The sequence below is a fragment of the Streptomyces gardneri genome (assembly GCF_006539185.1).
GTDB lineage: Bacteria > Actinomycetota > Actinomycetes > Streptomycetales > Streptomycetaceae > Streptomyces > Streptomyces gardneri.
In genome coordinates this window covers 25,598-51,022 of sequence record NZ_BJMN01000019.1, presented here as the reverse complement: position 1 = coordinate 51,022, position 25,425 = coordinate 25,598, and the positions used below count along the sequence as shown (strand labels likewise).

Below are 25,425 nucleotides of genomic sequence, written 5' to 3'. Positions count from 1 at the left end.
GCCGAACTCCCATGAACGGCAAGAGATCCCTCCCCTTCCTCCCGCTCGCCCTTCCGCTCGCTCTCCTGCTGCCGCTGGCCACCGCCTGCGGCGGCTCCGCCGGCGCGGACGGCGAGGGTGACGCGAAGACGGTCACGGTGACCGTCGGCTACCAGTCGAAGACCATCAACACCGTCACCGCCGGCACCCTGCTGCGCTCCCTCGGCTACTTCGAGGAGGAGCTCGCGGCGCGCGGGAAGCGGGACGGCGTCACCTACCGGGTGGCCTGGCAGGACTACGCGACCGGGGCCCCGATCACCGCGCAGATGACCGCCGGGAAGATCGACATCGGCTCGATGGGCGACTTCCCGCTGCTGATCAACGCGGCTCGCGGGGTCGAGCTCAAGGAGCGGACCCGGCTGGTCTCGGTGACCGGCTACAACCCGCGGGGCGGGCTCAACACCGTGGTGACGGCGCCCGGTTCACCGCTCCGCTCGCTCGACGACCTGCGGGGCAAGAAGGTGTCCACCAGCGTCGGTTCGGCGGCCGACGGCACCCTCGTCCGGGCCCTCCGGCGGGCGGGGATCGACCCGGCCAAGGACGTGGAGAAGCTCAACCAGCAGCCCAGCGTGGGTGCTTCGGCACTGACCGCGGGCAGTGTCGACGCGCTGTCGCAGTTCGTCGCCTGGCCGGGTCTCCTCGCCTTCCAGGGCAAGGCCACCGCCCTGTACGACGGGGCCGAGCTGAACCTGCCGACCTTCCACGGCGTGACCGTCCGGGAGGGCTTCGCGCAGCGGCGGCCCGGGGTCCTCGACGACTTCCTGCGGGCCCAGCGGCGGGCGACGGACGAGCTGCGGGCGCGGCCCGTCGCCGCGGCCGAGTCGGTGGCGAAGGAGACCGGCCTCCCCGCCGAGGTGGTCTACCTCTACAACGGCGCCGAGGGCATCGCCACCTTCGACCCGGCCCTCCGCCCGGAGCTGATCGCGGCGCTGAAGGACGACGTGTCGGTGCTGAAGGACGCCGGTCTGGTGAAGGGCGTCGACGTGGACGCGTTCGTCGATCCGGCGCCGCTGCGGCGGGCGGTCAAGGACGCCGCGTACCCGAAGGCGGACGCCGCCCGGTCCGAGCTGTGGCTGAAGGGGCAGGGCACCACCCGGTCGTTCGCGACGCCCGGGGAGCTCCTCAAGGCGGTCGGGGCGGCGGGCGGCGGTGACCGGGTGCGGGCGGCGTACGTGCCGGACGCGGTGACCGGGACGCTGTGGTTCGCCGACCGGGCGGTCTGGGTCACGGACGGTTCGGGACCGCGGGCCTTCGTCACCCGCTCGGGCGCCGAGCGGTACGTCTCCGCTCACCCCGGTGCCCGGATCGTCGGGTACGCGGACGCGCTGAAGGCGGCGTCGTGAGCGCGGGCCGCCGGCTGCTGCGGGTCGCCTCGCTCGCCGCGGCCCTCGGGGTGTGGCAGCTGCTGACCGCGCTGGACGTCACGCTGTGGCTGCGGTTCGAGCAGTTCCCCACGGTCGGCGAGGTGGCTTCGGCGCTCGCCGACCGGCTCGGCACCGACGTGTACTGGCAGGACCTCGGCAGCAGCCTGCGCCGGATCGTGGTGGGCTTCCTCCTCGCCGCGGTGCTGGGGGTGGCGGCCGGGACGGCCGTCGCCCGGTCCCGGTGGGCCGCCGACCTGCTCGGCCCGCTGGTGGAGGTGGCCCGGCCGGTGCCGGCCATCGCGCTGGTGCCGGTGGCGATCCTGCTCCTGCCGACCACCGAGCAGGGCATCGTCTTCATCACCTTCACCGCGGCGTTCTTCCCCGTGCTCGTGTCGACCCGGCACGCGGTGGCCGCGCTCGGCCCGGTGTGGGAGGAGGCCGTGCTGACCATGGGCGGCGGCCGGCTCCGGGTGCTGTTCTCCGTGGTGCTGCCGGGCTCCCTGCCGGGGATCTTCGGCGGTCTTTCGGTCGGCATCGGGGTCTCGTGGATCTGTGTGATCTCGGCCGAGATGATCTCCGGCGAGTACGGGGTCGGCTACCGCACCTGGCAGGACTACACGGTCGTCGACTACCCGGGGGTGTTCGTCGGCATGGCCACCATCGGCGTCCTCGGCTGGCTCACCTCCACCGCGGTCGAGGTGCTCGGCCGCCGCGTCACCGCCTGGCTCCCGCGCCCGGTCGCACGCGGGGCGGCCGGCCCCGTCCGCGCGACGGGCGGCGCCGCCCCGGCCGCCTCGGCCCTCCGGCGCACCCCCGCCGCCTCGCCCTCACCCGCCCCCTTGGGGGAGAAGGAGCCCGTGTCATGAGCGCCGTGAGCCCGTCCACCGATACGACGACGAACCCGCGCTACGGCGCTGAACCCGCCCCGCAGACCGGCGCCGAACTCGCCCTGCACGGCGTGCTGCTCGGGCACCCGGGCGGTGTGGAGGTGGCCGCGCCCGCCGGGCTGCGGATCCCGCCCGGCGAGCTGCTGACCGTGGTCGGTCCCTCCGGCTGCGGGAAGACGACGCTGCTGCGCACCCTCGCCGGGCTGCTGCCCCCGCTGGCCGGGCGGGCCACCCAGGACGGGGAGCCGATCATCCGGCCGGGCGCGGACCGGGCGCTGGTCTTCCAGCACGACGCCCTGCTGCCGTGGCGCTCGGTCCGCGCCAATGTGGAGCTGCCGCTGGCGATCCGCCGGGTCCCCCGCCCCGAGCGGCGGCGCGCGGCGGAGGAGTGGCTGGAGCGGGTCGGGCTCGCCGGGCACGCGCGGAAGCTGCCGCACCAGCTGTCCGGCGGGCAGCGGCAGCGCGTCCAGCTGGCCCGTGCGCTGGCCGGCCGCCCCCGCACGGTCCTGATGGACGAGCCGTTCGGCGCGCTCGACGCGCACACGCGCGCCGGGATGCAGGACCTGCTCGTGGAGATCCTGCGCGGCACGGGCGCGACCGTCGTCTTCGTCACGCACGACGTGGACGAGGCCCTCCATCTGGGCGACCGGGTCGTCCTGTTCGCGTCCGGGGAGGTCCTGGACGTGCCGCACCCGCGGTCGCGGGACGCCCGCCACGCACCGGCCACGGCCGCGCTGCGCCGCCGCGTCCTCGACTCCCTCTGACAGTCCCTCCGAAAGGCATCCCGTGAGCACCCCCTTGGCCGCCCCCGCCCCCGGCGTCCCGGCCGCCGCCACCCCGGCCCTCGCCATCCCCTCCCTGGCCGACGCGACCGAGCTCTCCTGCGACGTGCTCGTCGTCGGCGGCGGCACCGCAGGCACCATGGCCGCGCTGACCGCCGCCGAGCGCGGTGCGAACGTCCTGCTCCTGGAGAAGGCGCACGTCCGGCACTCGGGCGCCCTGGCCATGGGCATGGACGGGGTCAACAACGCGGTCGTCCCGGGGCGGGCCGAACCCGACGACTACGTCGCCGAGATCACCCGCGCCAACGACGGTCTCGTCGACCAGTCCACCGTCCGGCAGACGGCGACCCGCGGCTTCGCGATGGTCCAGCGGCTTGAGTCGTACGGGGTGAAGTTCGAGAAGGACGAGCACGGCGAGTACGCGGTCCGCCAGGTGCACCGGTCCGGCTCGTACGTGCTGCCGATGCCGGAGGGCAAGGACGTCAAGAAGGTCCTCTACCGGCAGCTGCGGCGCCGGGAGATGCGGGAGCGGATCCGGATCGAGAACCGGGTCATGCCGGTCCGCGTGCTCACCCACCCGGACGACGGCCGGGCCGTCGGCGTCGCCGGATTCCACACCCGTACCGGCGAGTTCGTCACGGTCCGGGCCGGCGCGGTGATCCTCGCCACCGGCCCCTGCGGCCGCCTCGGACTGCCCGCCTCCGGGTATCTGTACGGGACGTACGAGAACCCGACGAACGCGGGCGACGGCTACGCCATGGCGTACCACGCGGGAGCGGCGCTCACCGGGATCGAGTGCTTCCAGATCAACCCGCTGATCAAGGACTACAACGGCCCCGCCTGCGCCTACGTCGCCAACCCCTTCGGCGGGTACCAGGTGAACCGGCACGGTGAGCGGTTCGTGGAGTCGGACTACTGGTCGGGGCAGATGATGGCCGAGTTCGCGACCGAACTCGCCTCCGACCGGGGGCCGGTGTACCTCAAGATGAGCCATCTCCCTGAGGAGACCATCGGCGCCGTCGAGTCGATCCTCCACACCACGGAGCGGCCCACCCGGGGCACGTTCCACGAGGGGCGGGGGCACGACTACCGCACCCACGACGTCGAGATGCACATCTCGGAGATCGGCCTGTGCGGCGGCCATTCGGCCTCGGGGGTACGGGTGGACGCCCACGCCCGCACGACGGTCCCCCGGCTGTACGCGGCCGGCGACCTGGCCTGCGTACCGCACAACTACATGATCGGCGCCTTCGTCTACGGCGATCTGGCGGGCGAGGACGCAGCGGGGTATCGGGCCTACGAAGGGGAGCTTCCGGCGGACCAGTTGGCCGCCGCGCACGAGCTCGTCTACCGGCCGCTCCGGAACCCGGAGGGGCCGCCGCAGCCGCAGGTCGAGTACAAGCTGCGGAGGTTCGTGAACGACTACGTGGCGCCGCCGAAGACCGGGGCGAAACTGTCCCTGGCGGTGGAGGCGTTCACCCGGATGTCCGACGAGATCGCCGGCATGGGGGCGAACACGGCGCACGAGCTGATGCGGTGCGCGGAGGTGAGCTTCATCCGGGACTGCGCCGAGATGGCGGCTCGGGCGTCGCTGGCCAGGAAGGAGTCGCGGTGGGGGCTCTACCACGAGCGTCTCGACCACCCGGAGCGTGACGACCAGAGCTGGCTGCACCACCTCGACCTGCGCAAGTCCCCTTCCGGGGCGATGGAGTTCACGGCGCGACCGGTCGAGCCGTACGTGGTGCCGGTGGCGGAGTTCGCACCGCCGGGCGGTCCCGAGCGGCCGCTCGGCGAGGTCGAGCTCGTCCCGGTGGCGACGGCCGGCCCCCGGGACGGGGCGCCGACGGCCCGCCGGGCCACGACCGGGACCGAGCCCGCGGCGGAGCCCACGACGCCGGACTCCGCCGGGGCCGACCCGGTGGGGGCCGCCCCCGCGCCCGCACCCCGTCTCCGCCTGCTGCGCCTCCTCGCGCTCGTCGAGGAGTCCCCCGACCTCGCGGCGCTCCGGCCCTACCTCGACGACGCCGATCCGGCGGTCCGGGCCGCCGCCGTCACCGCGCTCGGGGAGACCGCCCCGGCCGGGACCGGACCGGCGCTCGCGGCGCACCTCGGGGACGCGGACCCGCGCGTGCGGGCCGCCGCCGCGGCCGCGCTGCGCGAGCTGGTCGAGGTCCTGCCCGCCGAGCCGCTGCTCGCGGCGGGGCTGCGGGAGGCACTCGCCGTGCCCGACCAGGCCGTGCGCGTGGCGGCATTGGACGTCCTGCGGGCCCTGCGGCTCGGTGACGCCGCCCTGTACGCGGCCTCGCTCGCCGACGCCGGAGTCGAGGTCCGTATCCAGGCCGTCCGTGCCCTGGTGTCCGTGGACGCGGTGGAGGAGCTCGCGGGGGCCGCCGCCGATCCGGCCCGTGAGGTACGGGTCGCGGTGGCCCGTGGACTCGCCGCCGTGCGCGCCCCCGCCCCGAAGCCGCTCGACCCGCTGCTCGACGACCCCGACCCGCTGGTCAGGGGAGCCGCGCTGGCCGCGCTGGCGGGCACGGGCTGCCCGCCGGAGTACGCGGCGCCCGCGGTGGCGGCGCTGGCCGACGCCGCCTGGCAGGTCCGGGCCGGTGCGGCGACCGCGCTGCGGGCCGCTCCGCCCGCGCCGGCGGTTCCCGCGCTCGCCGGAGCCCTTGGCGACGTCAACGCGGACGTCCGCAAGGCAACCGTCCTCTCCCTGCTCCGGCACGCCGCGGACCCGGCGGCCCGCACGGCCCTCGCCGGGGCGGCCGACGACCCCGACGCGGACGTCCGCGCCTACGCCTCCCGCGTGCCGCGCGCGTGAGGTTCGGTGGCACATGGGTGAACGCCCGCATGCGGGGCGGTCGGACGGGGAAGGGGGCGCGGGGCGGCGTCGGGCGCGCCGCCGTGGATGGTGGACCGAGGAGATGGTGAGGGTGGCGGTGAGCGCGGAGGCAATGGGCGCGCCGTGTTGGCTGAGTCTGGCCGCGCGCGATCTCGACGCGGCGGAGCGTTTCTACGGGGAGGTGCTGGGCTGGACCTTCCGCCGGGGCGCTCTCGGCGACGAGTTCGCGGTGGGCGAGCGGGACGGGGTGCCGGTGGCCGGGATCGCGGCGGTCGCCTCCGAGATGGCGGTGCCGGTGGCCTGGACGGCGTTCTTCGCGGTGGACGACGCCGACGCGGCGGTGGCGCGGATCCGGGAGCGCGGCGGCACGGTCGGTGTGGGCCCGGTCGCCTTCCCGCCCCGGGGGCGCGCGGCGCTCGCCACGGACCGGGAGGGCGCCGCGTTCGCCGTGTGGGAGGGGCGGCTGATCTCGCGCTGGCGCGTGGGCGAGCGGGCGGCGCCGGCGTGGCTGGAGCTGCACACGCGGGACGCGTTCGACGCGGCCGTCTTCTACGGCGGGGTGCTCGGCTGGGCGGACGGGAGCCCGTCCGGCTGCGAGGTCTCGTACGAGCGTGACCAGGTGGTGCTGCGGTGGCACGGCGAGGCCGTCGCCCGGCTGAACAGCGGCCCCGTCGAGTCCGCCTCGCCTCGTCCGCAGCTGCGTCCGCGCTGGCTCGTGCGGTTCCGGGTGCCCGATCTGGAGGCGGCGACGGCCGCCGTCCTGAAGCACGGCGGGGCCGTCGTGCCGGGCGGCGAGTGGGGCGGTGTGCGTGCTCCGAAGGGCGCCGACGACCATCGCGTGGTGGTACGGGACCCGGACGGCGCACTGTTCACGCTGGACGCGCCGACGGAGGCGGACACCTCCGAGGACCCCGCGGTCACGGCTGAGTGACCGTCGGGGCCCTGCGGCGGCGCGTCCGCTCCCGGCGGGGCGGTGACGGGGCTACCGCAGGGCGGCGCGCTCGGCGTCCGCACCCTCGGAACCGGCGTCGTCTGCGACCGCATCGGCCTTGCCGTCCGGGGCGGTCGACGGGGCCTTGGCCGGGATGAGCGCGGCGACCACGGCGGCCACCAGGCCGACCCCGGCGCCGATGAGCATGGCGGTGCGGAAGCCGTCCTCGGAGGGCAGGACGTGCCCGCCGAGCGTGGTGGTCATCTGGGCGAGGACGACGCCGATGACGGCGGCCGAGACGGAGGTGCCGATGGAGCGCATCAGGGTGTTGAAGCTGTTGGCCGAGGCCGTCTCCTCCTGCGGGACCGCGCCCATGATGAGCGCGGGCATCGCCCCGTAGGCGAGGCCCACCCCGGTGTTGCAGATGAGCGTCACGACCAGCAGGCCCCAGGTGGAGCCCATCAGGGCGAGGGAGGAGGCGTATCCGACGGAGATGACCAGGGCGCCGACCGAGAGGGTGACCTTGGGGCCGCGGGCGGCCGACAGCTTGGCGCCGAGCGGGGCCAGGACCATCATCATCAGGCCCGCCGGGGCCATCCAGAGGCCCATCGCCATCATCGACTGGCCGAGGCCGTAGCCGGTGGCCTCGGGCAGCTGGAGCAGCTGCGGCACCACCAGGGACTGCGCGTACATGGCGAAGCCGACGAGGACCGAGGCCGCGTTGGTCAGGAGGACGACGGGGCGGGCGGTGACCCGCAGGTCGACGAGCGGGTCCCGGGTCCGCAGTTCCCACGCGCCCCAGGCGAGCAGGACGACGGCCGAGCCGGCGAAGAGGCCGAGGGTGGTGCCGCTGCCCCAGCCCCAGGTCGCGCCCTTGGAGACGGCGAGCAGCAGGGCGACGAGGCCGACGCCGAGGCCGAGGGCGCCCGCCACGTCGAAGCGGCCGGGGGCGGGGTTGCGCGGTCCCGCGGGGACGACGCGCCAGATCAGGATGCCGACGAGGACGCTGAAGGCGGCGGCGACCCAGAAGAGCACGCGCCAGCTGGCGTTCTCGGCGACGGCGGCCGAGAAGGGCAGGCCGAGGGCGCCGCCGACGCCCATGGAGGCGCTCATCAGGGCAATGGAGCCGCCGAGCTTCTCGGGCGGCAGGACGTCCCGGAGGAGGCTGATGCCGACGGGGACGACGCCCATGCCGAGGCCCTGGAGGCCGCGTCCGACGATCATCGGGACGACGGACGAGGCGAGCGCGCAGACGACGGAGCCGGCGATCAGCGGGACGACCGAGGCGAGGAGGACCCGGCGCTTGCCGAGGGTGTCGCCGAGGCGTCCGGCGACGGGGGTGGCGACGGCCGCGGCGAGCAGGGTGGCGGTGATCACCCAGGAGGCGTTGGACGGGGCGGTGTCGAGGAGTTTCGGCAGGTCGCCGATGAGCGGCACCACCAGGGTCTGCATGAGTGCGGCCACGATGCCCGCGAGGGCGAGGACGCCGACGACGCCTCCGGTGCGGGCTTCGGGCTTGGAGCCGTCCACGGGTTCTCCCTGGGTGTTCCACGATTCACGATTTCACGTTGTCCTACGAATATGCATCATGCACATCTCGTGCTACATGCACAAGTCATGCATGATGCACATCATCTCGTCGCGAGAGAGAATGCCCCCATGGACAAGCCCGTGGACAAGCCCACTCACCTGGTCGAGTTCGAGACCATGCTGCTCGGCCGGCACGCCCACCTGTACGCACCCCGCTCCCGCGCCGCCGGGGGCCATCTCGACCGCAGCGCGTACGTCCTGCTGAGCCGCATCCGCATGCACGGGCCGATGTCCATCGGGCAGCTCAGCGACGCCTTCGGCCTCGACGCCTCCACCCTCAACCGACAGACCGCCACCATGCTCCGCGCCGGGGTCGTCGAGCGGATCCCCGACCCCGAGGGCGGCATCGCCCGCAAGTTCCGCATCACGGAGGAGGGCGAGGCCCGCCTCGACGCCGACCGGGCCTCGAACATCGAGGGCCTGGAGCGGGTCATGGAGCACTGGTCGCCCGAGGACGTGGCCCACTTCGCGAGCTTCCTCGAACGCTTCAACCGGGACATCGAGCGCCTGGAGGGCCGCCCCTGGCCCCGCCCCTGACGGGGCATCCACTCCGCACCCACACCCCAGCGGGGCCCGTGGCCTGTTCCAGGCCGCGGGCCCCGCTTCCGTCGAATCCCTTTACGGGCGGGCCCCGCAGCGGTAACTTCCGGCCACGCAAGATGTTTCTGAAAGTTTCCGACTGCGTTTCCAAGGAGCTCGTCGCCGTCCGCCCGGCGCCCGGCTCCGATCGGGGACGCGGCTGCCCCCTGCCTGGAGATTCAGATGACACGCACCCGCAGACGGCTGCCGGCCCGCCCGGTCGCCGCACTGGCGGCCGCCGCCGGCGTCCTCGGCCTGGTGGTCGCCACGCCACCCGGCGTGGCCTCGCCCCGCACCGCACCGGTCGCGGCCGCCGCCGAGAACACGGCCACGGTCTTCTACTGGACGAAGACCAAGAACTGGACGCTCCACAACCTCCATTACGCCCCCGACGGCGGCTCCTGGACGACGGTCCCCGGCGTCGCCATGGAAGCGGCCTGTACGGACTGGGTGAAGAAGACCGTCACCCTCGGTACGGCGACGGGCCTGCAGGCCACGTTCAACAACGGCAGCGGCACCTGGGACAACAACGGCGGCAGGAACTACGCCCTGGGCACCGGCTCCATCACCGTCAAGGACGGGGTCGTCGCCCACTCCGACCCCTGCGCCGGGACGGAGCCGACGCCGACCCCCACGCCGACCCCCGCGGCCAAGGCCACGGTCTACTACTCCACCGAGGCGCTCGGCTGGTCCACTGTCAACCTCCACTACCAGCCCGCGGGCGGCGCCTGGACCACCGTCCCCGGCGTCGGCATGCAGGCCGCGTGCACGGGCTGGTGGAAGCGGGAGGTCGACCTCGGGTCGGCCGCCTCCCTCAAGGCCGCCTTCAACAACGGCAACGGCACCTGGGACAACAACCGGGGCTCCGACTACACGATCGGTACGGGCGTCAGCACCGTGCGGAACAACGTGGTGACGGCGAACGCCTCCGACCCGTGTGCCGCCGCGGTCCCCGACACCCAGGCGCCCACGGCACCCGCGCGCGTCACCGCGGCCGCCGACGGCGTCTCCGTCCTGCTCACCTGGGATCCCGCCACGGACGACCGCGGGGTGACGAAGTACCAGGTGACGCGGGCCGGGGGCAGCGGCGGCACGGTCGTGACCGACGTCGGCTCCACCGTCTTCTCCGACACGGGACTCGCCGAGCGCACCACGTACAGCTACACGGTGAAGGCCGTGGACGCCGCCGGGAACGTCTCCGCCGCCTCGGCCGCCGCGACCGCGACCACGGGCGACAAGCCGCAGACCCCGTCCGCCGGGAAGCCGCTCGGCACCGACCCGCGGAAGGACCCGATCTACTTCGTCCTCACCGCCCGCTTCAACGACGGCGACGCGTCGAACAACCGCGGCGGCAGCCAGCACACCAAGTCCGGCAACGCGGCCAACGACGACCCCATGTTCCGGGGCGACTTCAAGGGGCTCATCCAGAAGCTGGACTACGTCAAGGGTCTCGGCTTCTCGGCGATATGGGTCACGCCGGTGGTCCTCAACCGCTCGGACTACGACTACCACGGCTACCACGGCTACGACTTCTACAAGGTCGACCCCCGCCTGGAGTCCGCCGGAGCCTCCTACCAGGACCTGATCGACGCCGCCCACGCCAAGGGCATGAAGATCTACCAGGACGTCGTCTACAACCACTCCTCCCGCTGGGGCGCCAAGGGCCTGTTCACGCCCACCGTGTACGGCGTCCGGGACAGTCAGTGGAGCTGGTACTACGACGAGAAGCAGCCCGGCTTCGAGTACGACGGCCTGACGGTCGACGCCAAGTCCGGGAAGTCGTACTACAACGGCGACCTGTGGTCGACGGCCGAGCCCACCGGCAACACCTGCCTGAACTGGGGCAAGCCCACCGGAGGCAAGAGCGCCGAGGGCTACACGGTCTACAACTGCCAGTGGCCGAGCCCCACGTCCGGCATGTTCCCGAAGGACCTCTTCCACCAGTGCTGGATCGGCAACTGGGAGGGTGAGGACTCGCGTTCCTGCTGGCTGCACGAGGACCTGGCCGACTTCAACACCGAATCGCCGGCCGTGCAGAACTACCTGATCGGCGCCTACAACAAGTACATCGACATGGGCGTCGACGGATTCCGCGTCGACACCGCCGTGCACATCCCCCGCACCACCTGGAACCGCCGCTTCCTGCCCGCGATCCAGGAGCGGGTGACACAGCGTCACGGCGCGGAAGCCGCCAGGAACTTCTTCGTGTTCGGTGAGGTCGCCGCCTTCGTCAACGACAAGTGGAACCGCGGCTCGGTGAACCACTCGGCGCAGTTCTTCACCTGGAAGGAGCGCAAGGAGTACGACGCCGACGACACCAAGGCCGCCCTGGAGATGTACGACTACGAGCAGCAGCAGGGCACGGGCAGCCAGCCCACCTCCACCAACGCCTTCCTGAACGGGAACGCCTACCACGCCCCCGACCACAGCCGCTTCTCCGGCATGAACGTCATCGACATGCGCATGCACATGAACTTCGGTGACGCGTACAACGCCTTCTCCAACGGCAAGGACTCGGACGACAGTTACAACGACGCCACCTACAACGTCGTCTACGTCGACAGCCACGACTACGGCCCCAACAAGTCGAGCGAGCGCTACACGGGCGGCACCGACGCCTGGGCCGAGAACATGTCGCTGATGTGGACCTTCCGCGGCATCCCGACGCTGTACTACGGCTCCGAGATCGAGTTCCAGAAGGGGAAGAAGATCGACTGCGGGCCGTCCTGCCCGCTCGCCACCACCGGCCGCGCGTACTTCGGCGACCACGTCGCCGGCTCGGTCACGGCCTCCGACTTCTCCCAGGTCTCCTCGGCCTCCGGAGCCGTGGCCACGACGCTCCAGCAGCCCCTGGCGCAGCACGTGCAGCGGCTCAACCAGATCCGCCGGGCGATCCCCGCGCTCCAGATGGGCCAGTACTCCACCGAGGGCATCCAGGGCGGCATGGCCTTCAAGCGCCGCTACACCAGCGGCACGACGGACAGCTTCGCCCTCGTCACGATCTCGGGCGGCGCCACCTACACGGGCATCCCCAACGGCACGTACACCGACGCCGTCACGGGTGACGTGCGGACCGTCTCCAACGGGACGCTCTCGGTCGGCGCGCCGGGCAAGGGCAATCTGCGGGTGTACGTCCTGAACGGCACCGGCAGGATCGGCGCCCCGGGCCCGTACCTGAAGTAACGGACGCCGTACGGGCGGGCGGCGCCGGCCGCCCCGTACCGGCCCGTTTGACACGTCCTCCGCACCGGCGGACGGTGGGATGGCGGGGGCGCGAGGGGCCCTACTCCCGCGTGAGGGAGAGGAGAGCCGGATGACTGCCGGGATGGAGTTCGCGCCGACACCGGCCATGGCCCTGCACACCTCTCCCGCGCTCGTGGCCTTCGCCTCCCTCCTCCAGCTTCCCGCCCTCGACCTGGAGGCCCGCGTCACGCAGGAGCTCACGGAGAACCCCGCGCTCGAAGAGGACCCCGCCCCGGTGTCCTGCCCGCTGTGCGGGGCTCCCGCCGCGGGCTCGGCGACGGGGTCGTTCCCATGTCCGTGCCCCTGCCTCGCGGGCGGCGCCCGTTCCGGTACGGCCCCGGCGCCGGGGCCGTACCGGATCCTGGCCGCACTGCGCGCGGCGGCACCGGCGGGTCCTCCCGGCGCTCCCCCGGGCGTTCCTCGGCCGGTACGTCTCCGGCGCTGATCGGTCCCGTGCCGGCGGGCCGTGCGCCCCACGAGCTGGCGCAACTCGCGGATGTTTCCCGGATAGTGACGCTCCGTCAAGAGCCTCTGGACGGCGGGGTCGAAGTCCTCGGCGGCGGGTGATCCGTCGCTCCGGCCCGCCTCGCGCAGGAAGTGGCGGGCGAGGGGCAGGATGTCCTCGGTGCGCTCGCGCAGGCTCGGCAGCCGGCAGGTCCAGGCGGCGATGCGGTGGTAGAGGTCGGAACGGAAGCGGCGCTCGCCCTCCTCCGTGCGCAGTTCGCGGTTGGTGGCGCAGACCAGCCGGAAGCCCGTGGTGCGACAGTCGTTGCTGCCGACCCGCTTGTACGTGCCCTCCTGCACCACCCGGAGCAGCTCGGCCTGGAGGTCCGGCGTGAGTTCGCCGACCTCGTCGAGGAAGAGGGTGCCCCGGTCGGCGAGGGCGAAGGCGCCGTCCCGGGAGGCGAGGGCTCCGGTGAACACCCCCTTCTCGTGGCCGAAGAACTCGCTGCCCGCGAGCGAGGGCACGATGGTCGTGCAGTCGAGGAGGACCAGCTGCTCGTCGCCGCGCCGGGGGTCGAGGGCGTGGACGAGCCGGGCGACCAGCTCCCTTCCGGTGCCGCTCTCCCCGGTGATCAGCACGGAGGCGTCGCTGAAGGCGGCCAGGCGAGGACGTCCGAGGCTCCGGCGCGCAGCAGGGGCCATGGGCCGGTGCCGGCGGGTGGAAGGCCACCCAGGCCCGGACGGTCTCCGGCTCCGCACCTCCGTCACTCACAGTTGCCGATCATCGCGCAGGCTGTCCGTCGCCGCACGTTCCGAAGACCGTGCGGGGGAGGGTGAGCCTCTCCGGACGCCTCCGGAGAACGCCGGAGAGCGGACAGGGATCGCCGGAGAACGAACAGGACAGGAAGGCGGATTCGCACGCCTTCCCGGCGCTGATAGGTCAACAGTACGTAACGCGAACAGGCTTCTCGGACAGAATGCTTCCTTCCGTTCCCCGAGTCTGGGATCTTGCGTCCACCCCACACATCACAGGGCCCGGCCGGCGCCACCCGCGTCACCGGGTCATCGGAGGACGCATTGTTTTCCCAGATATCCAGCCGGCTGAGAGTCTCGGCCGTCGCCGTGGCGGCGCTCGGTACGACCGTGGCGCTCGCCGCTCCCGCCGGATTCGCCCAGGCAGCAACGTCGGACACCGCGCCTGTCGCGGGTGCTTCGGCGGGGGCGAACCAGGCCACCACGACCACGACCACAGCCATGGCCGCCGCGGCACCGGCGGCGTGGGCCGCGGGCACCCGCGCCTACCTGGTGATCACCGCGCCGGGCGGCACCTCCGCCGTCAGCGGCGCCGTGGCGAGCAACGGCGGTTCGGTCTTCGCGACCTACGACGCGATCGGCGTGATCGTGGCGCACTCGACGTCCGCGTCGTTCGCCTCGTCGATGCGCACGGTCGGCGGCGTCCAGCAGGTCGGCGCGACGCGGACGTCCGACGTCCCGGCCGACGCCTACAACCCGGCGCTCCCGGCGAACCCGTCGCAGTCCGCGACGACGCTGACGGAGTCCAACCGCTGGGACATGACGCAGATCAAGGCCGACCAGGCCTGGGCCGTCACCACCGGTTCGTCGTCGGTGAAGGTCGGTGTCCTCGACACCGGCGTGGACGACCAGCACCAGGACATCGCGCCCAACTTCAACGCCGCCGACTCGGCGTCCTGCGCCTACGGCAAGGCGGACACCCGCGCCGGGGCCTGGCGTGACGTCGGCACCCACGGCACGCACGTCGCGGGCACGATCGCCGCGGCGAAGAACGGCAAGGGCGTCATCGGCGTCGCGCCGGGCGTGAAGATCTCCTCGGTCCGCATCGCGGAGCCGACCAGCAGCCTGTTCTTCGCGGAGAACACGATCTGCGGCTTCGTGTGGGCCGGTGACCACGGCTTCAAGGTCACCAACAACAGCTACTACACGGACCCGTGGGCGTTCAACTGCCCGGACAACGTGGACCAGGCCGCCATCATCGAGGGCGTCCGCCGCGCCCAGGCGTACGCCGAGGGCAAGGGTTCGCTCCAGGTGGCCGCCGCCGGCAACTCCAACTACGACCTGGCGAACAAGACGACCGACTCCGAGTCCCCCAACGACTCGACGCCGGTCACCCGCACCATCACCAACGCCTGCATGGACATCCCGACGGAGCTCCCGGGCGTCGTCACCGTCGCCGCGCAGGGCAACGGCGGCGCCAAGGCCTCGTACTCGAACTTCGGCAACGGCATCATCGACATCGCGGCCCCCGGCGGCGACGGCGCCTCCGGTGTCTACTCGACGCTCCCGGGCGGCAAGTACGGCAACATGAACGGCACGTCGATGGCCTCCCCGCACGTGGCGGGCGTCGCGGCGCTGATCGCGAGCACCAACCCGTCCTTCACCCCGGCGCAGATCCGGGACCAGCTCGGCGTCCAGGCGACGGACCGGGCGTGCCCCTCGGACGCCCGCTGCACCGGCACCTCGACCAAGAACGGCTTCTTCGGCGAAGGCGCGGTCGACGCCCTGAAGGCCGTCGGCGGCTCCACCCCGCCGCCCGGCAAGTACTTCGAGAACCTGGCGGACGTCACGATCGCCGACAACGCCACGGTCGAGAGCTCGATCACGGTCAGCGGCGTGACGGGCAACGCCCCGGCCACCCTCAAGGTCGGCGTGGACATCAAGCACACCTACATCGGTGACCTGAAGGTCGACCTGGTGGCGCCGGACGGCACCGTCTACACGGTGCACAACCGGACCGGCAGCGGCACGGACAACATCGCCCAGACGTACACGGTCAACGCCTCGGCGGAGGTCGCCAACGGCGTCTGGAAGCTCCGCGTGAACGACAACGCGAGCCAGGACACGGGCAAGATCGACGCCTGGAACCTGACCTTCTAGTACGTCCCGACCCGGGAACGGGGCCGGAGCCGCCTTGGCTCCGGCCCCGTTCGCGTACCCGGGGTAACTCCCGTGGAAGAAAGTCCGCTCCGAGGGGTAGGCCTGCCCGGGACCCTTGCTATACGTTCCGTCTAACAAGCTTGCTAGACGCGATGTCTAACAAGCTCCCGAGCCGCTCGCGCGACCCAAGGAGCCGCACCATGGCAAGCAGCACCGTTCGCCCGGACCACGAGGACGACGACGTCGCCGCGCGGCTGCTCCTGTCGGCCGCGAAGCTCTCGTACGACCCCGCCGTGGAGGTGGACTGGGACACCCCGCTCGACAAGGACTTCCACGGCCAGAGCCCCGAGTGGAACTCCCTCTACGGCACGGCCTACTGGCACGAGATGACCGAGGAGCAGCGCAAGGAGCTGACCCGGCAGGAGTCCGCCTCGGTCGCCAGCACCGGCATCTGGTTCGAGATGATCCTCCAGCAGATGGTGCTCCGCGACATCTACCTCATGGACCACACCGATCCCCGGTTCCAGTGGGCCCTCACCGAGATCGCCGACGAGTGCCGGCACTCGATCATGTTCGCCCGGGGCTCCCAGAAGCTCGGCGCACCCGCCTACCGGCCCAGGCGGGCCGTGCTGGAGCTCGGGCGCTTCATGAAGACCGTCGGCTTCGGCGAGGCCGCGTACGCCGGCATCCTCGTCGCCGAGGAGGTCCTCGACGTCATGCAGCGCGACTGGATGCGCGACGAGCGGGTCGTCCCCTTCGTCCGCACCATCAACAACATCCATGTCGTCGAGGAATCCCGGCACATGAAGTTCGCCCGGGACGAGACGCGCCGCCATCTCGCCCGCGCGAGCAGGACGCGCCGTCACTTCCAGGCCCTCGTGGTCGCCATCGCGGCGTACTACATCATCACCAGCCTGGTGAACCCGGAGGTGTACGTACGGGCCGGGCTCGACCCCGAGCGGGCCCGCCGCGAAGCGGCCGCCAACGAGCACTACAAGGCGCAGCTGCGCGCCAGTTGCTCCGGTCTCATGGAGTTCCTGGCCGACGTCGGGATGCTCACCCGGCCCGCGCTCTTCTTCTACCGGCGCGCCCACCTCATCTGACCCCCGCCCGTCCCCCGCACCAGAGTCGAGTCGACGACATGACCTATGCCATCACCCAGACCTGCTGCAACGACGCGACCTGCGTCGCCGTCTGCCCGGTCAACTGCATCCATCCGACGCCGGAGGAGCCGGACTTCGGGACCACGGAGATGCTCTACATCGACCCGAAGTCCTGCATCGACTGCGGCGCCTGCGCCGACGCCTGCCCGGTCGACGCGATCTTCCCGGCGGACCGCCTCACCGGACGCCTGCGGGAGTACGAGGCGATCAACGCGCAGTACTACGCCGACCGCACGCCCCCGCCGGCCAAGGCCTCGCCCACCTTCCACACCTGGGGCGAGCCGGCCTTCCGCCGCTCCCTGCCCTCCGACTTCGCCCCGCTGCGGATCGCCGTCGTCGGCACGGGACCCGCGGGCATGTACGCCGCCGAGGACCTGCTCCTGCACACCAACGCCGAGGTCACGCTGATCGACCGGCTGCCGGTGGCCGGCGGTCTCATCCGCTACGGCGTGGCGCCGGACCACCCGGCGACCAAGGGTGCGGGGGAGACCCTCGCCCGCTTCCACGCCCACCCCCGCGTCAAGCTGCGGCTGGGCGTGGAGATCGGCCGGGACGTCACCGTCGAGGAACTCGCCGCCCACCACGACGCGGTGATCTACGCGGTGGGCGCGCCCGCCGACCGTCGGCTCGGCATCCCCGGCGAGGACCTGCCGGGCAGCGTCTCCGCGACCTCCGTCGTCTCCTGGTACAACGCCCACCCGGAGACCGGCCCGGACGCGGTCGACCCCTCGGCCGGGCGGGTGGTGGTCGTGGGCAACGGCAACGTCGCCCTCGACGTCGCCCGCGTCCTCGTCATGGACCCCGGCTCCCTCGCCGCCACCGACATCGCCGACCACGCCCTCGCCGCGCTCCGCGGCACGCGGGTGCGCGAGGTGGTGCTGCTCGGCCGCCGGGGCCCCGGGCACGCGGCGTACACCTCGTCCGAACTGCTCGCCCTGAAGCACCTGCCGGGGGTCGAGCTGCTGGTCGACGACCGGGACCCGCGCACCGGCGAGGCCATCGACACGGCCGCGCCCGGCGACAAGGCCGCGCTCCTGCGGGACGTGCCCCGCGAGACGGTCGACTGGACGCGGGAACCCGCGCCGGACCGGCACCGGATCGTCCTGCGCTTCCACTCGGCGCCGGTCGAGGCGGTCGGTACGGAGCGGGTGCGGGCGGTCCGGGTGACGGAGGACGGCTCGCCGACGGCCACGGAGATCGAGGCGGGCCTCCTCGTCCGGGCGATCGGCTACCGCGGGGTCCGCCTGGCCGGCCTGCCGTTCGACGAGGCCACCGGCACCGTGCCCCACGAGGCCGGACGGGTGAGCGGACTGCCCGGCGGCTATGTCGTCGGCTGGATCAAGCGGGGGCCCACCGGGGGCATCGGGGCCAACCGGGCGTGTGCGGAGGAGACGGTCGGGACCCTGCTCGCGGACGCGGTCGCGGGCGCGCTGCCCTCCCCCGCGGGTACGCCGCAGGCCTTCCGCAAGCTGGTACGGAGCCGCAGCACCGGTCTCGTCGACGCGCGCGGTCTCGCGGCCATCGACCGTGCCGAGCGGGCACGGGGCCGGGACGCGGGGCGCCCCCGGGTCAAGCTGGCGACGGTGCCGGAGCTCGTCGCGGCGGCTCGGGCCGGACGGTGGCGCCACCTGGTCTGAGGTGAACTGCGATCCGCGGTCAGCCGTCTGCGGTGTCCGGCCCGGGACGGCGGGCCGGTACGGCTCAGACGGCGACGGTCGGCGCCTGGCGGACCAGGATCGCGTTGAGCCGGACGGCGAAGGGGACGACGTCCGTCAGCTCCAGGGTGGTGGCCTCGGCCTTCGGCAGTTCGACGGTCACGTCGACGCAGAAGGCGAGGGCGTAGATGTCGTCCCCGGTGTCCTCGTCCTGAAGGGCGAAGAACAGGTCCCGGTAGAAGCGGGTGCGCTGCTCGGACTCCTCGTAGAAGGAGAGTCCGGGCTGCCCCTCCTGCCCGGCGAGACCGGTGAAGGCCTCGACGAGCTCCCGCTCGACGGTCCCCCAGAAACCCGCCTCCGCGTACTCCGGCGGCAGGGCCTGCCGGACGGCCTCCTTCAAGGAGAGGACCATGACGAGGACGGGGGCGTGCTCCTGCAGGCCCCAGCCCCGGACCTGCCTGACGACGGTGGTGTCGGGGACGGCCGCGGCCGCCGCCCGTATCGCGTCGAAGTCGAAGTTGACGGTCGCGGGCGCGATCGCCTCCTGGAACACCCGGTCGATGGACCGGGCCCGTTCGAGATGGTCGGGACCCACCTCGACGACGGTCCTGAAACTGGCGGCCAAAGCTCCTCCTGCGTGATCTCGATGATCAGGAGGGGTCAGTATGCCGAGACGCCCCGCCCCCGGTGAGGGCCGTCCGCCGTGCGGACAGGGGGCTCAGCCGCGGCCGCGGCGGGGCTTGGCGGCCTTGCCGCGTCCGGCGCCACCGGTGGTGCCGCCCTTACGGGCCGTCGCGCCCTTTCCGGCGGTACGCGCGCCGCCCTTGGTGCCGCCCTGCTTGGGACCGCCACCCTGCTTGGCACCGCCCTGCTTGGCGCCACCCGCCCTGGCGGGCTTCTGGTCCTTCCTCGGCTGCTTCTGGCCCTTCTGGGCCTCGGCTCGGCGGCCCCGGGTGCTGTTCACCGTCCGGCCGCGCACGATCCCGATGAACTCGTCCACCAGGTCGGGGGCCTCCTCGGCCGCCGGCCACGACAGGGCGACGCGCGACTGCGGGACGTCGTTGAGCGTGCGGTACGTGAGGTCCTTGCGGTGGTGGAGCCGGGCGAGGGACTGCGGGACGGCGAGCACGCCGACGCCCGCGGCGACGAGGTCGATCGCGTCGGCGGTCGTCTCGGGGCGCTCGTTCGCGGGGCGGCCCGGCGGCTGCTCCCAGCCCAGGGTGTCGTCGAGGGGGTGCAGGACGAGCTCCTCGGCGAGGTCCGACGCCCAGATCTCCTCGACCTCCGCGAAGAGGTGGTCCTTGGGGACGACGACGACCGTGGTCTCCGTGTAGAGCGGGATGGCGCTGAGGTCGTCCCGGTCGACGGGCAGCCGGACGAGCCCCGCGTCCGCGGCCCCGTCCCGGAGCGCGCCGAAGGCCTCGGCGGGGGTCACGGCGAGGAGGGTCAGCGGCACGTCGGGCAGGCGCTCGTTCCAGATCCGCACCCACTTCGCGGGCGTCACTCCCGGCACGTACGCGAGCCGGAATGCCGGGGTGGAAGGGGAAGCGGCGGGGGAATCCGTAGGGGATTCCGCGGGGGAAACGTCCGAGCCTGTCACCCCGCAAGGCTACCGGTAGCGGACGTGGTCGGAGGTCGCCCGCATGCTCGATACTCTTGACTCCATGACGTCGCACCAGAACGCCCAGACGATGAAGCCCGCGACCGCGGCGAAGAAGCTGGGTGTGTACCTCGAAGCCACCCCCGCCGAGTTCCAGGAGGGTGTCGTCTCGCGCGCCGAGCTGACCGAGCTCCAGGCCAACCCGCCGGCCTGGCTCCAGGAGCTGCGCAAGAACGGCCCGCACCCCCGCCCGGTCGTCGCCAACAAGCTCGGCATCTCCATCGCCGGTCTCGCGCGCGGCGGTATCACCGAGCCGCTCACCACCGAGCAGATCGACGCGCTCAAGGAAGAGTTCCCCTCGTGGCTGCGCAAGGAGCGGGCCACCCAGTCGGAGGTCCGCGCCGAGACCGTCCGCATCAAGGAGCGGGACGCGGAGCGGGCGCGCCGCGCAGAGAGCGCCTGACGCCCCCCTTTCTCCTTCTCCACCGGCCCGTACCGAAGCGATTCGGTACGGGCCGGTGTGGCGTCCGGGCCAGTGCGGGAGGCATGTCCCCATGAGTGACACGAGCACCGCCTCCGAACCCCCGGTCGTCGTCGGCGTGGACGGGTCCGACCACAGTCTCCGCGCGCTGGAGTGGGCCCTGGGCGCCGGGGAGAGCCTCGGCGCTCCCGTGGTGGTGGCGCATGTCCGCTCCGACGCGCTCCAGCTCGGGGCCGCCCGGATCGCCTCCCTGGGCAAGGAACCCGAGCTGCCCGACACCGTGCTGAAGGCGGTCAGGACCGTGGTGGAGGAGCGCGGGCACACCGTGCCCGTCCGGTACGCCTCCCTCGACGGGGCCGTGACCGACGCGCTGCCGGCGGCGGCGCGGGGCGGCCGGCTGCTGGTGACGGGCTCCCGGGGGCACGGCGGCTTCGTGTCACTGCTGCTCGGTTCGACCAGCCGCACGCTGGCGATGACCGCGCCCTGTCCGCTCGTCGTCGTGCCGCACGAGGCGCGGACGGTCGAGCCGTCCGGCGGCCCGGACAAGGGGCGTGTCCTGCTGGGCCTGCACCCCGAGGAGACCCCGGACGAGGTGGTGGCCTTCGCCTTCGAGTCGGCCCGGCAGCGCGGCGTACCCCTGGAGGCCGTGACCGCCTTCCGGCTGCCTCCGCAGCCGGGCGCGCTGCTCGCGGCCCCCTCCCCGGCGCTCCAGGTGCCGCCGCCGCTGCCGGAGGCCGACGACTCGGCGGAGCTGCTGCGGGAAGCGGAGCTGGAGCAGGAGGAGCGGCTCCGGCCCTTCGCGGAGCGGTGGCCCGCTGTCGAGCTGATCCCCTCGGTGGTGCCGGGGGACGCGGCGGGGCGGCTCGTGGAGGGTTCGCGGGATGCGGGTCTGCTGGTCGTGGGGCGGCACCACCGGCACCGGATCGGCTCGCTGCTCATCGGTTCGGTCGCCCACGCGGTGCTGCACCACGCGCACTGCCCGGTCGCGGTGGTCCCGCCGGCCGGGGGCGCCTCCGGGCCTTCCGGGACATGACAGTCCCCGGCGGTCCGGGTCGGTTCGCGCGGTCGTCGGCCGTCGCCGACGGCTCCGTGCCCGACCGGCCCCGCCGGGGGCCTGGCCAGAGCCGAGTCAAGGGTCACGCGGGCCTTCGGACGTCTCCGTCGGCGGGTGCGGCTCTTTCCGGTTGTCCGGTGTAAGGAAGAGTTTCCTCCTTTTCGCGACCGATTCAAGGGGTTCTGGGGTTTTTGTTACCTGATAAAAAAGGATCATGTCCACCCCCGAGCAGGCCCCCTCCGCACGCAACCTCCAGCCGCCTTCCGCACAGGCCTCGCTCGGCGCGGGCGTCGTCGTGACCGACGCCTCCGGCCGGGTCCTCCTCGGGCTGCACCGCTCCGGCGTGTGGGAGCTGCCGGGCGGCAAGGTCGAGCCGGGCGAGTCCGTGGAGGACGCGGCGGTGCGCGAGCTCGCCGAGGAGACGTCCCTGGTCGCGGACGCCGCCGACGTGGAGGTGCTGGGGCTGATCCTGGACTCGGTCACCTCGGCCGCGCTGACCCGGATGACCGTGGCCACGGTGGTACGCGGCTTCCGCGGCATGCCGACCGTCACGGAGCCGGACAACGTCACCCGCTGGGAGTGGACGGAGCCGGACCGCCTGCCGACGGAGCTGTTCGTGCCCTCGGGCCAGGTCCTGAGGATGTGGCGTCCCGAACTCTCCGTGCCCGACGGCCCGTTCCACCGCTACGCGATGAGCCGCCTGCCCCGCTGACGCCGGTCGTCGGGCCGGACGGCTCAGTCCGTCAGGGTGCGGGCGAGCCGGAAGCCCACGTCGTCGATACGGAGGGTGGGGTGGCTGCGGCGCCGCACGGAGGCGCGGCAGCTCCAGCGCTCGTCGAACCAGCCGCCGCCGCGCAGCACCCGGTAGCTGCCGTACACCTCGGCGTCGTAGACGTCCCAGCACCACTCCCAGACGTTGCCGAGCATGTCGTGGAGCCCCCAGGCGTTGGGGCGGCGTCCGCCGGTCTCGTGGAGGCGCTCCCCGGAGTTCCCCCGGTGCCAGGCGATCTCGTCGAGCGGCCCGTACCGCGCCTCCGTGGTGCCGGCGCGGCAGGCGTGCTCCCATTCGGCCTCGGTGGGCAGCCGGTAGCCGTCGGCGGCACGGTCCCACTCGGCCCCGCCCGGGTCGCCGTCCGGGCCGCCGTCCGGGATCCGGTACGCGGGGGTGAGCCCCTCCCGGTCGGAGAGGGCGTTGCAGAAGCGGATCGCGTCCCCCCAGGAGACGCCCTCCACCGGGAGCCGATCACCGTGCGCGCTGCTCGGCCGCTCCCCCGTGACGTGCTCGTACAGCTCCTGCGTGACAGGGACGGCGGCCAGGCCGTACGCGTCGAGGTCGACCGTCCAGCTGCGCTCGGTGCGCCGGTCGGACAGCGTGACCCGCCCCGCCGGGACGGCGATGATCTCCTGCTCCGCGCTCGTCTTCATGGGTGCATGATCGCAGCCGGGACACGCCGTCGCCTTGCGTCACCGAGCGATGTGAGCCGGGCGTGGCTAGCGTGGCTCCTGGAACACGACATCGATCGCAAGAGAGAGAGTCACCGTCATGGCCGCACGACCTGAAGGCACGCCGGTCTGGACCGACGCGATGTTCACCGACGTCGAGGGCGCCAAGGTGTTCTACGGCGACGTGCTCGGCTGGACCTTCGGCGAGTCCTCCTCCGAATACGGCAACTACACGCAGGCGTACAAGAACGGAAAGGCGGTCGCGGCCGTCGTGCCGCCGATGCCGGGGCAGAACGGAGAGCCGCAGTCGGCCTGGTGTCTGTACTTCGCCTCGCCGGACGTCCGCGCGACGGCGGAGAAGATCCGGTCGGCGGGCGGCACGGTCCTCATGGAGCCGATGGACGTCGGCACGTTCGGGTCGATGTGCATCGCCAAGGACCCGACGGGCGCGACGTTCGGCATCTGGCAGCCCGGAGACCACAAGGGCTTCGAACTGGAGGGTGAGACCGGCTCGTTCGCCTGGGCCGAGGTGTTCACCCGGGAGCCGGCCAAGTCCGACGACTTCTTCACCGCAGTCTTCGGCTACAACGCGAAGAAGATGCAGGACGAGCACGTCGACTACAAGGTCTTCGACCTGGGCGGCGAGATGCCGGTCCTGGGGCGGATGAAGATGACGGACGAGGACTTCCCGCCGGAGTTCCCCCCGTACATCCAGATCTACTTCGCCGTCGACAACTGCGACAAGGCCGTCGAGGCGGCCGAGCGCCTCAAGGGGAAGAAGGTCTTCGGACCGATGGACAGCCCCTTCGGCCGGTTCGCGGTGATCCTCGACCCGCAGGGCGCTCCCTTCGCGGTCATCGACCTGAAGACCACGGTCGGTGATGTGCCCGAGATGATCTGAACCACCGGACCACCGGGACGGTCGGCGCGGCGCCACGGGGCGCCGCGCCGCCGTGCGTCAGGCGCTGTCGCGGACGGCGACGATGCCGTTGAAGACACCCACGTACGCGGTGCCGTCCGGGCCGATGGTGATCGGCGCCCAGTTGTTGTCGTAGGCGAGGCCGGTTCCGGTGAAGCGCGAGAAGGCCCGCTTTCCGGTGTGGAAGTCGACGGCCGTGAGGTACCAGGCGTCGATGCCGAAGGCGTTGGGGCGCTTCTCGTAGAAGTAGAGCAGTCCGTTGGCGGTGGAGAGCTTCGGGACGGTGGAGGGCGAGCGGACGTCGCTCTCCCAGACGGTGTCGCAGCCGCTGCCGTCGGCGCGGACGTCGATCCGGGTCGCGCCGCCGACGACGCTGCGGCCGAGGGCGAGCGTACTCGGGTTCTCGTAGCCGTAGTTGTTCTCGACGACGAGGCTGTTGCCCCAGCTGATCAGGGAGTTGTCGGTGGTGGAGGCCCCGGAGCGGAAGACCGGGACCTTGCATACGAGCCGTTCCGCGGTGGGAACGCCGGCGCCGCGCCGGTAGACGAGGACGTTCATCCGGTCGTCGGCGTTGTCGGTGATGGCGACGTACTGGTCCCGGTCGCCGAACAGGTCGGGAGTGGTGCCCGAACCCTGGTTCACGGAGCCGGGCTTGGTGCCGGTCCCCCGGTCGTACGTCTCGCGCCACTCGACGCGAGGGGTGCCGTCGGCGTCGACGCGGAAGCCGTACAGGGCGTGGTCGGTGACGATGGAGACGCCGTCCTCGGCGACGGAGAAGGAGTTCTGGATCTCCTCCCCGCGCACTGTTTGCGCATCCATCGCCGCGCGAACCGCCCATGCGGGGCGCTGGGGAGAAGCGATGCGGGTGATCTCGTCCACCTGCCTCCAGCAAGGCCCTGACCAGGACTTTTACCCTCCCTGCAGACGCTGGGGAGAATCCGGGGAGAATCGGCTGGCGACACAGCTCCTGCGCCTACGGCTTCGCCCCTATCCTCTTCTTCCCTGCTTAACGTCTCGCCGGTCACCCTTGCCGCCTCCCAGCAGATCACGGACAGTGACCTTGGCCTCTGAGCGGAGCCACACGTCTGGCCTACGCAGCCTCCTGACGGCGGTGACAAGTCGTGTTCTGGTCAGCTCGGCGGCTGCGCGTACCCGGTCTCATGCGCAAGCGGGCGAAGGCCCGTGCCGCCTGCCCAGAGCAAGGACGGGCTGCGACAGCCGGCGCATCGCCGAGGTCCACCCCTGCTCAATCCGGGCGCGGACTCGCGCATCATGCCCCGCACCGCTTATGCGGACGCCACAAGGGAGGCATGTCCTCCAGCCCGCAGCACCCCGCACCCGCGCCGAGGGACCTCTCTGGTGCGGATGCCGCGGATCTCGTGCTGTACCGGGAGAAGTTCCGGCGCTGCCTGCCGGAGTCACTGGACGAGCTGCACGGACCGACGCGCGGCCTCGTAGAGCCGCCTCTGCACCTGGCCTGGTCCGGGATGGCCTCG

19 protein-coding genes and 2 pseudogenes are annotated in these 25,425 nt (G+C 72.5%); 15 read left to right on the top strand and 6 right to left on the bottom strand.

The features are described from left to right. Positions 1-11: 11 nt before the first annotated feature. The 5 genes from SGA01_RS15185 to SGA01_RS15165 all read left to right on the top strand — a co-directional run bounded on the left by SGA01_RS15185 (position 12) and on the right by SGA01_RS15165 (position 6,845). Positions 12-1,382 carry an ABC transporter substrate-binding protein gene (locus SGA01_RS15185; protein WP_141297028.1) on the top strand — a complete coding sequence of 457 codons (1,371 nt, stop codon included), beginning with the start codon at positions 12-14 and terminating at the stop codon, positions 1,380-1,382. After that, positions 1,379-2,269: an ABC transporter permease gene (locus tag SGA01_RS15180; protein WP_174867317.1), complete on the top strand. Its 891-nt coding sequence runs from the start codon at positions 1,379-1,381 to the stop codon at positions 2,267-2,269. Before SGA01_RS15185 ends, SGA01_RS15180 begins: the two co-directional genes overlap by 4 nt. After that, complete coding sequence (locus tag SGA01_RS15175) at positions 2,266-3,054, top strand: ABC transporter ATP-binding protein (RefSeq protein ID WP_141297027.1); 789 nt, start codon at positions 2,266-2,268, stop codon at positions 3,052-3,054. Before SGA01_RS15180 ends, SGA01_RS15175 begins: the two co-directional genes overlap by 4 nt. A gap of 22 nt (positions 3,055-3,076) precedes the next feature. Beyond that, positions 3,077-5,893: a fumarate reductase/succinate dehydrogenase flavoprotein subunit gene (locus tag SGA01_RS15170; RefSeq protein ID WP_371866039.1), complete on the top strand. Its 2,817-nt coding sequence runs from the start codon at positions 3,077-3,079 to the stop codon at positions 5,891-5,893. A gap of 103 nt (positions 5,894-5,996) precedes the next feature. Next, positions 5,997-6,845 carry a VOC family protein gene (locus SGA01_RS15165; RefSeq protein ID WP_141297026.1) on the top strand — a complete coding sequence of 283 codons (849 nt, stop codon included), beginning with the start codon at positions 5,997-5,999 and terminating at the stop codon, positions 6,843-6,845. A gap of 51 nt (positions 6,846-6,896) precedes the next feature. Here the strand turns inward: SGA01_RS15165 and SGA01_RS15160 are convergent, their stop codons facing one another. Next, positions 6,897-8,375 carry an MFS transporter gene (locus SGA01_RS15160; RefSeq protein ID WP_141297025.1) on the bottom strand — a complete coding sequence of 493 codons (1,479 nt, stop codon included), beginning with the start codon at positions 8,373-8,375 and terminating at the stop codon, positions 6,897-6,899. A 129-nt stretch (positions 8,376-8,504) separates the two neighbouring features. On the opposite strand from SGA01_RS15160, the gene SGA01_RS15155 reads away from it, so the two are divergent. The 3 genes from SGA01_RS15155 (at position 8,505) to SGA01_RS41580 (ending at position 12,702) form a co-directional block, all read left to right on the top strand. Further along, positions 8,505-8,972, top strand: coding sequence for a MarR family winged helix-turn-helix transcriptional regulator (locus tag SGA01_RS15155; RefSeq protein ID WP_141297024.1), 468 nt, complete (start codon positions 8,505-8,507; stop codon positions 8,970-8,972). A 225-nt stretch (positions 8,973-9,197) separates the two neighbouring features. After that, complete coding sequence (locus tag SGA01_RS15150; protein ID WP_141297023.1) at positions 9,198-12,197, top strand: carbohydrate binding domain-containing protein; 3,000 nt, start codon at positions 9,198-9,200, stop codon at positions 12,195-12,197. Between the two features lie 130 nt (positions 12,198-12,327). Next, entirely contained in the window at positions 12,328-12,702 is a 375-nt protein-coding gene (locus SGA01_RS41580; protein WP_218037836.1) for a hypothetical protein, read from the top strand. 29 nt (positions 12,703-12,731) lie between these two features. Here the strand turns inward: SGA01_RS41580 and SGA01_RS42905 are convergent. After that, a pseudogene (locus SGA01_RS42905) lies at positions 12,732-13,403 on the bottom strand (sigma-54-dependent transcriptional regulator); the annotation flags it as partial. Positions 13,404-13,778: 375 nt separating this feature from the next. Between SGA01_RS42905 and SGA01_RS15135 the strand changes: the two are divergent. The 3 genes from SGA01_RS15135 to SGA01_RS15125 all read left to right on the top strand — a co-directional run bounded on the left by SGA01_RS15135 (position 13,779) and on the right by SGA01_RS15125 (position 18,414). Continuing rightward, positions 13,779-15,614: a S8 family serine peptidase gene (locus tag SGA01_RS15135; RefSeq protein ID WP_229918458.1), complete on the top strand. Its 1,836-nt coding sequence runs from the start codon at positions 13,779-13,781 to the stop codon at positions 15,612-15,614. Positions 15,615-15,814: 200 nt separating this feature from the next. Further along, the gene (locus SGA01_RS15130) at positions 15,815-16,717 is read left to right on the top strand and encodes an AurF N-oxygenase family protein (RefSeq protein ID WP_141297021.1); all 903 of its coding nucleotides are present in this window, start codon (positions 15,815-15,817) and stop codon (positions 16,715-16,717) included. 38 nt (positions 16,718-16,755) lie between these two features. Next, the gene (locus SGA01_RS15125; protein WP_141297020.1) at positions 16,756-18,414 is read left to right on the top strand and encodes an FAD-dependent oxidoreductase; all 1,659 of its coding nucleotides are present in this window, start codon (positions 16,756-16,758) and stop codon (positions 18,412-18,414) included. 64 nt (positions 18,415-18,478) lie between these two features. Here the strand turns inward: SGA01_RS15125 and SGA01_RS15120 are convergent, their stop codons facing one another. Further along, the gene (locus tag SGA01_RS15120; protein ID WP_141297019.1) at positions 18,479-19,057 is read right to left on the bottom strand and encodes a Type-2Aa cytolytic delta-endotoxin; all 579 of its coding nucleotides are present in this window, start codon (positions 19,055-19,057) and stop codon (positions 18,479-18,481) included. Positions 19,058-19,150: 93 nt separating this feature from the next. Next, the gene (locus tag SGA01_RS15115) at positions 19,151-20,032 is read right to left on the bottom strand and encodes a LysR family substrate-binding domain-containing protein (protein ID WP_141297018.1); all 882 of its coding nucleotides are present in this window, start codon (positions 20,030-20,032) and stop codon (positions 19,151-19,153) included. A 64-nt stretch (positions 20,033-20,096) separates the two neighbouring features. On the opposite strand from SGA01_RS15115, the gene SGA01_RS15110 reads away from it, so the two are divergent. The 3 genes from SGA01_RS15110 to SGA01_RS15100 all read left to right on the top strand — a co-directional run bounded on the left by SGA01_RS15110 (position 20,097) and on the right by SGA01_RS15100 (position 22,279). After that, positions 20,097-20,495 (top strand): DUF5997 family protein, encoded by a 399-nt coding sequence (locus SGA01_RS15110; protein WP_141297017.1) that lies wholly within the window; start codon positions 20,097-20,099, stop codon positions 20,493-20,495. 91 nt (positions 20,496-20,586) lie between these two features. After that, positions 20,587-21,546: a universal stress protein gene (locus SGA01_RS15105; protein ID WP_141297016.1), complete on the top strand. Its 960-nt coding sequence runs from the start codon at positions 20,587-20,589 to the stop codon at positions 21,544-21,546. A gap of 235 nt (positions 21,547-21,781) precedes the next feature. Then, positions 21,782-22,279 carry a nucleotide triphosphate diphosphatase NUDT15 gene (locus SGA01_RS15100; protein ID WP_141297015.1) on the top strand — a complete coding sequence of 166 codons (498 nt, stop codon included), beginning with the start codon at positions 21,782-21,784 and terminating at the stop codon, positions 22,277-22,279. A 23-nt stretch (positions 22,280-22,302) separates the two neighbouring features. Here the strand turns inward: SGA01_RS15100 and SGA01_RS15095 are convergent, their stop codons facing one another. Then, positions 22,303-22,992 carry a formylglycine-generating enzyme family protein gene (locus SGA01_RS15095; RefSeq protein ID WP_141297014.1) on the bottom strand — a complete coding sequence of 230 codons (690 nt, stop codon included), beginning with the start codon at positions 22,990-22,992 and terminating at the stop codon, positions 22,303-22,305. 118 nt (positions 22,993-23,110) lie between these two features. Here SGA01_RS15095 and SGA01_RS15090 point away from each other — a divergent pair, with 118 nt between their 5' ends. Then, positions 23,111-23,911 carry a VOC family protein gene (locus tag SGA01_RS15090; protein WP_141297013.1) on the top strand — a complete coding sequence of 267 codons (801 nt, stop codon included), beginning with the start codon at positions 23,111-23,113 and terminating at the stop codon, positions 23,909-23,911. A gap of 57 nt (positions 23,912-23,968) precedes the next feature. Here the strand turns inward: SGA01_RS15090 and SGA01_RS15085 are convergent. Further along, a pseudogene (locus tag SGA01_RS15085) lies at positions 23,969-24,730 on the bottom strand (hypothetical protein); the annotation flags it as partial. Positions 24,731-25,425 lie beyond the last annotated feature (695 nt).

Bases quoted from the DNA above. Each gene is read 5' to 3' on its own strand.
- SGA01_RS15185 (WP_141297028.1), top strand. From the start codon at position 12: ATGAACGGCAAGAGATCCCTCCCCTTCCTCCCGCTCGCCCTTCCGCTC.
- SGA01_RS15175 (WP_141297027.1), top strand. From the start codon at position 2,266: ATGAGCGCCGTGAGCCCGTCCACCGATACGACGACGAACCCGCGCTAC.
- SGA01_RS15165 (WP_141297026.1), top strand. From the start codon at position 5,997: ATGGTGAGGGTGGCGGTGAGCGCGGAGGCAATGGGCGCGCCGTGTTGG.
- SGA01_RS15155 (WP_141297024.1), top strand. From the start codon at position 8,505: ATGGACAAGCCCGTGGACAAGCCCACTCACCTGGTCGAGTTCGAGACC.
- SGA01_RS15150 (WP_141297023.1), top strand. From the start codon at position 9,198: ATGACACGCACCCGCAGACGGCTGCCGGCCCGCCCGGTCGCCGCACTG.
- SGA01_RS41580 (WP_218037836.1), top strand. From the start codon at position 12,328: ATGACTGCCGGGATGGAGTTCGCGCCGACACCGGCCATGGCCCTGCAC.
- SGA01_RS15130 (WP_141297021.1), top strand. From the start codon at position 15,815: ATGGCAAGCAGCACCGTTCGCCCGGACCACGAGGACGACGACGTCGCC.
- SGA01_RS15125 (WP_141297020.1), top strand. From the start codon at position 16,756: ATGACCTATGCCATCACCCAGACCTGCTGCAACGACGCGACCTGCGTC.
- SGA01_RS15110 (WP_141297017.1), top strand. From the start codon at position 20,097: ATGACGTCGCACCAGAACGCCCAGACGATGAAGCCCGCGACCGCGGCG.
- SGA01_RS15105 (WP_141297016.1), top strand. From the start codon at position 20,587: ATGAGTGACACGAGCACCGCCTCCGAACCCCCGGTCGTCGTCGGCGTG.
- SGA01_RS15100 (WP_141297015.1), top strand. From the start codon at position 21,782: ATGTCCACCCCCGAGCAGGCCCCCTCCGCACGCAACCTCCAGCCGCCT.
- SGA01_RS15095 (WP_141297014.1), bottom strand. From the start codon at position 22,992: ATGAAGACGAGCGCGGAGCAGGAGATCATCGCCGTCCCGGCGGGGCGG.
- SGA01_RS15090 (WP_141297013.1), top strand. From the start codon at position 23,111: ATGGCCGCACGACCTGAAGGCACGCCGGTCTGGACCGACGCGATGTTC.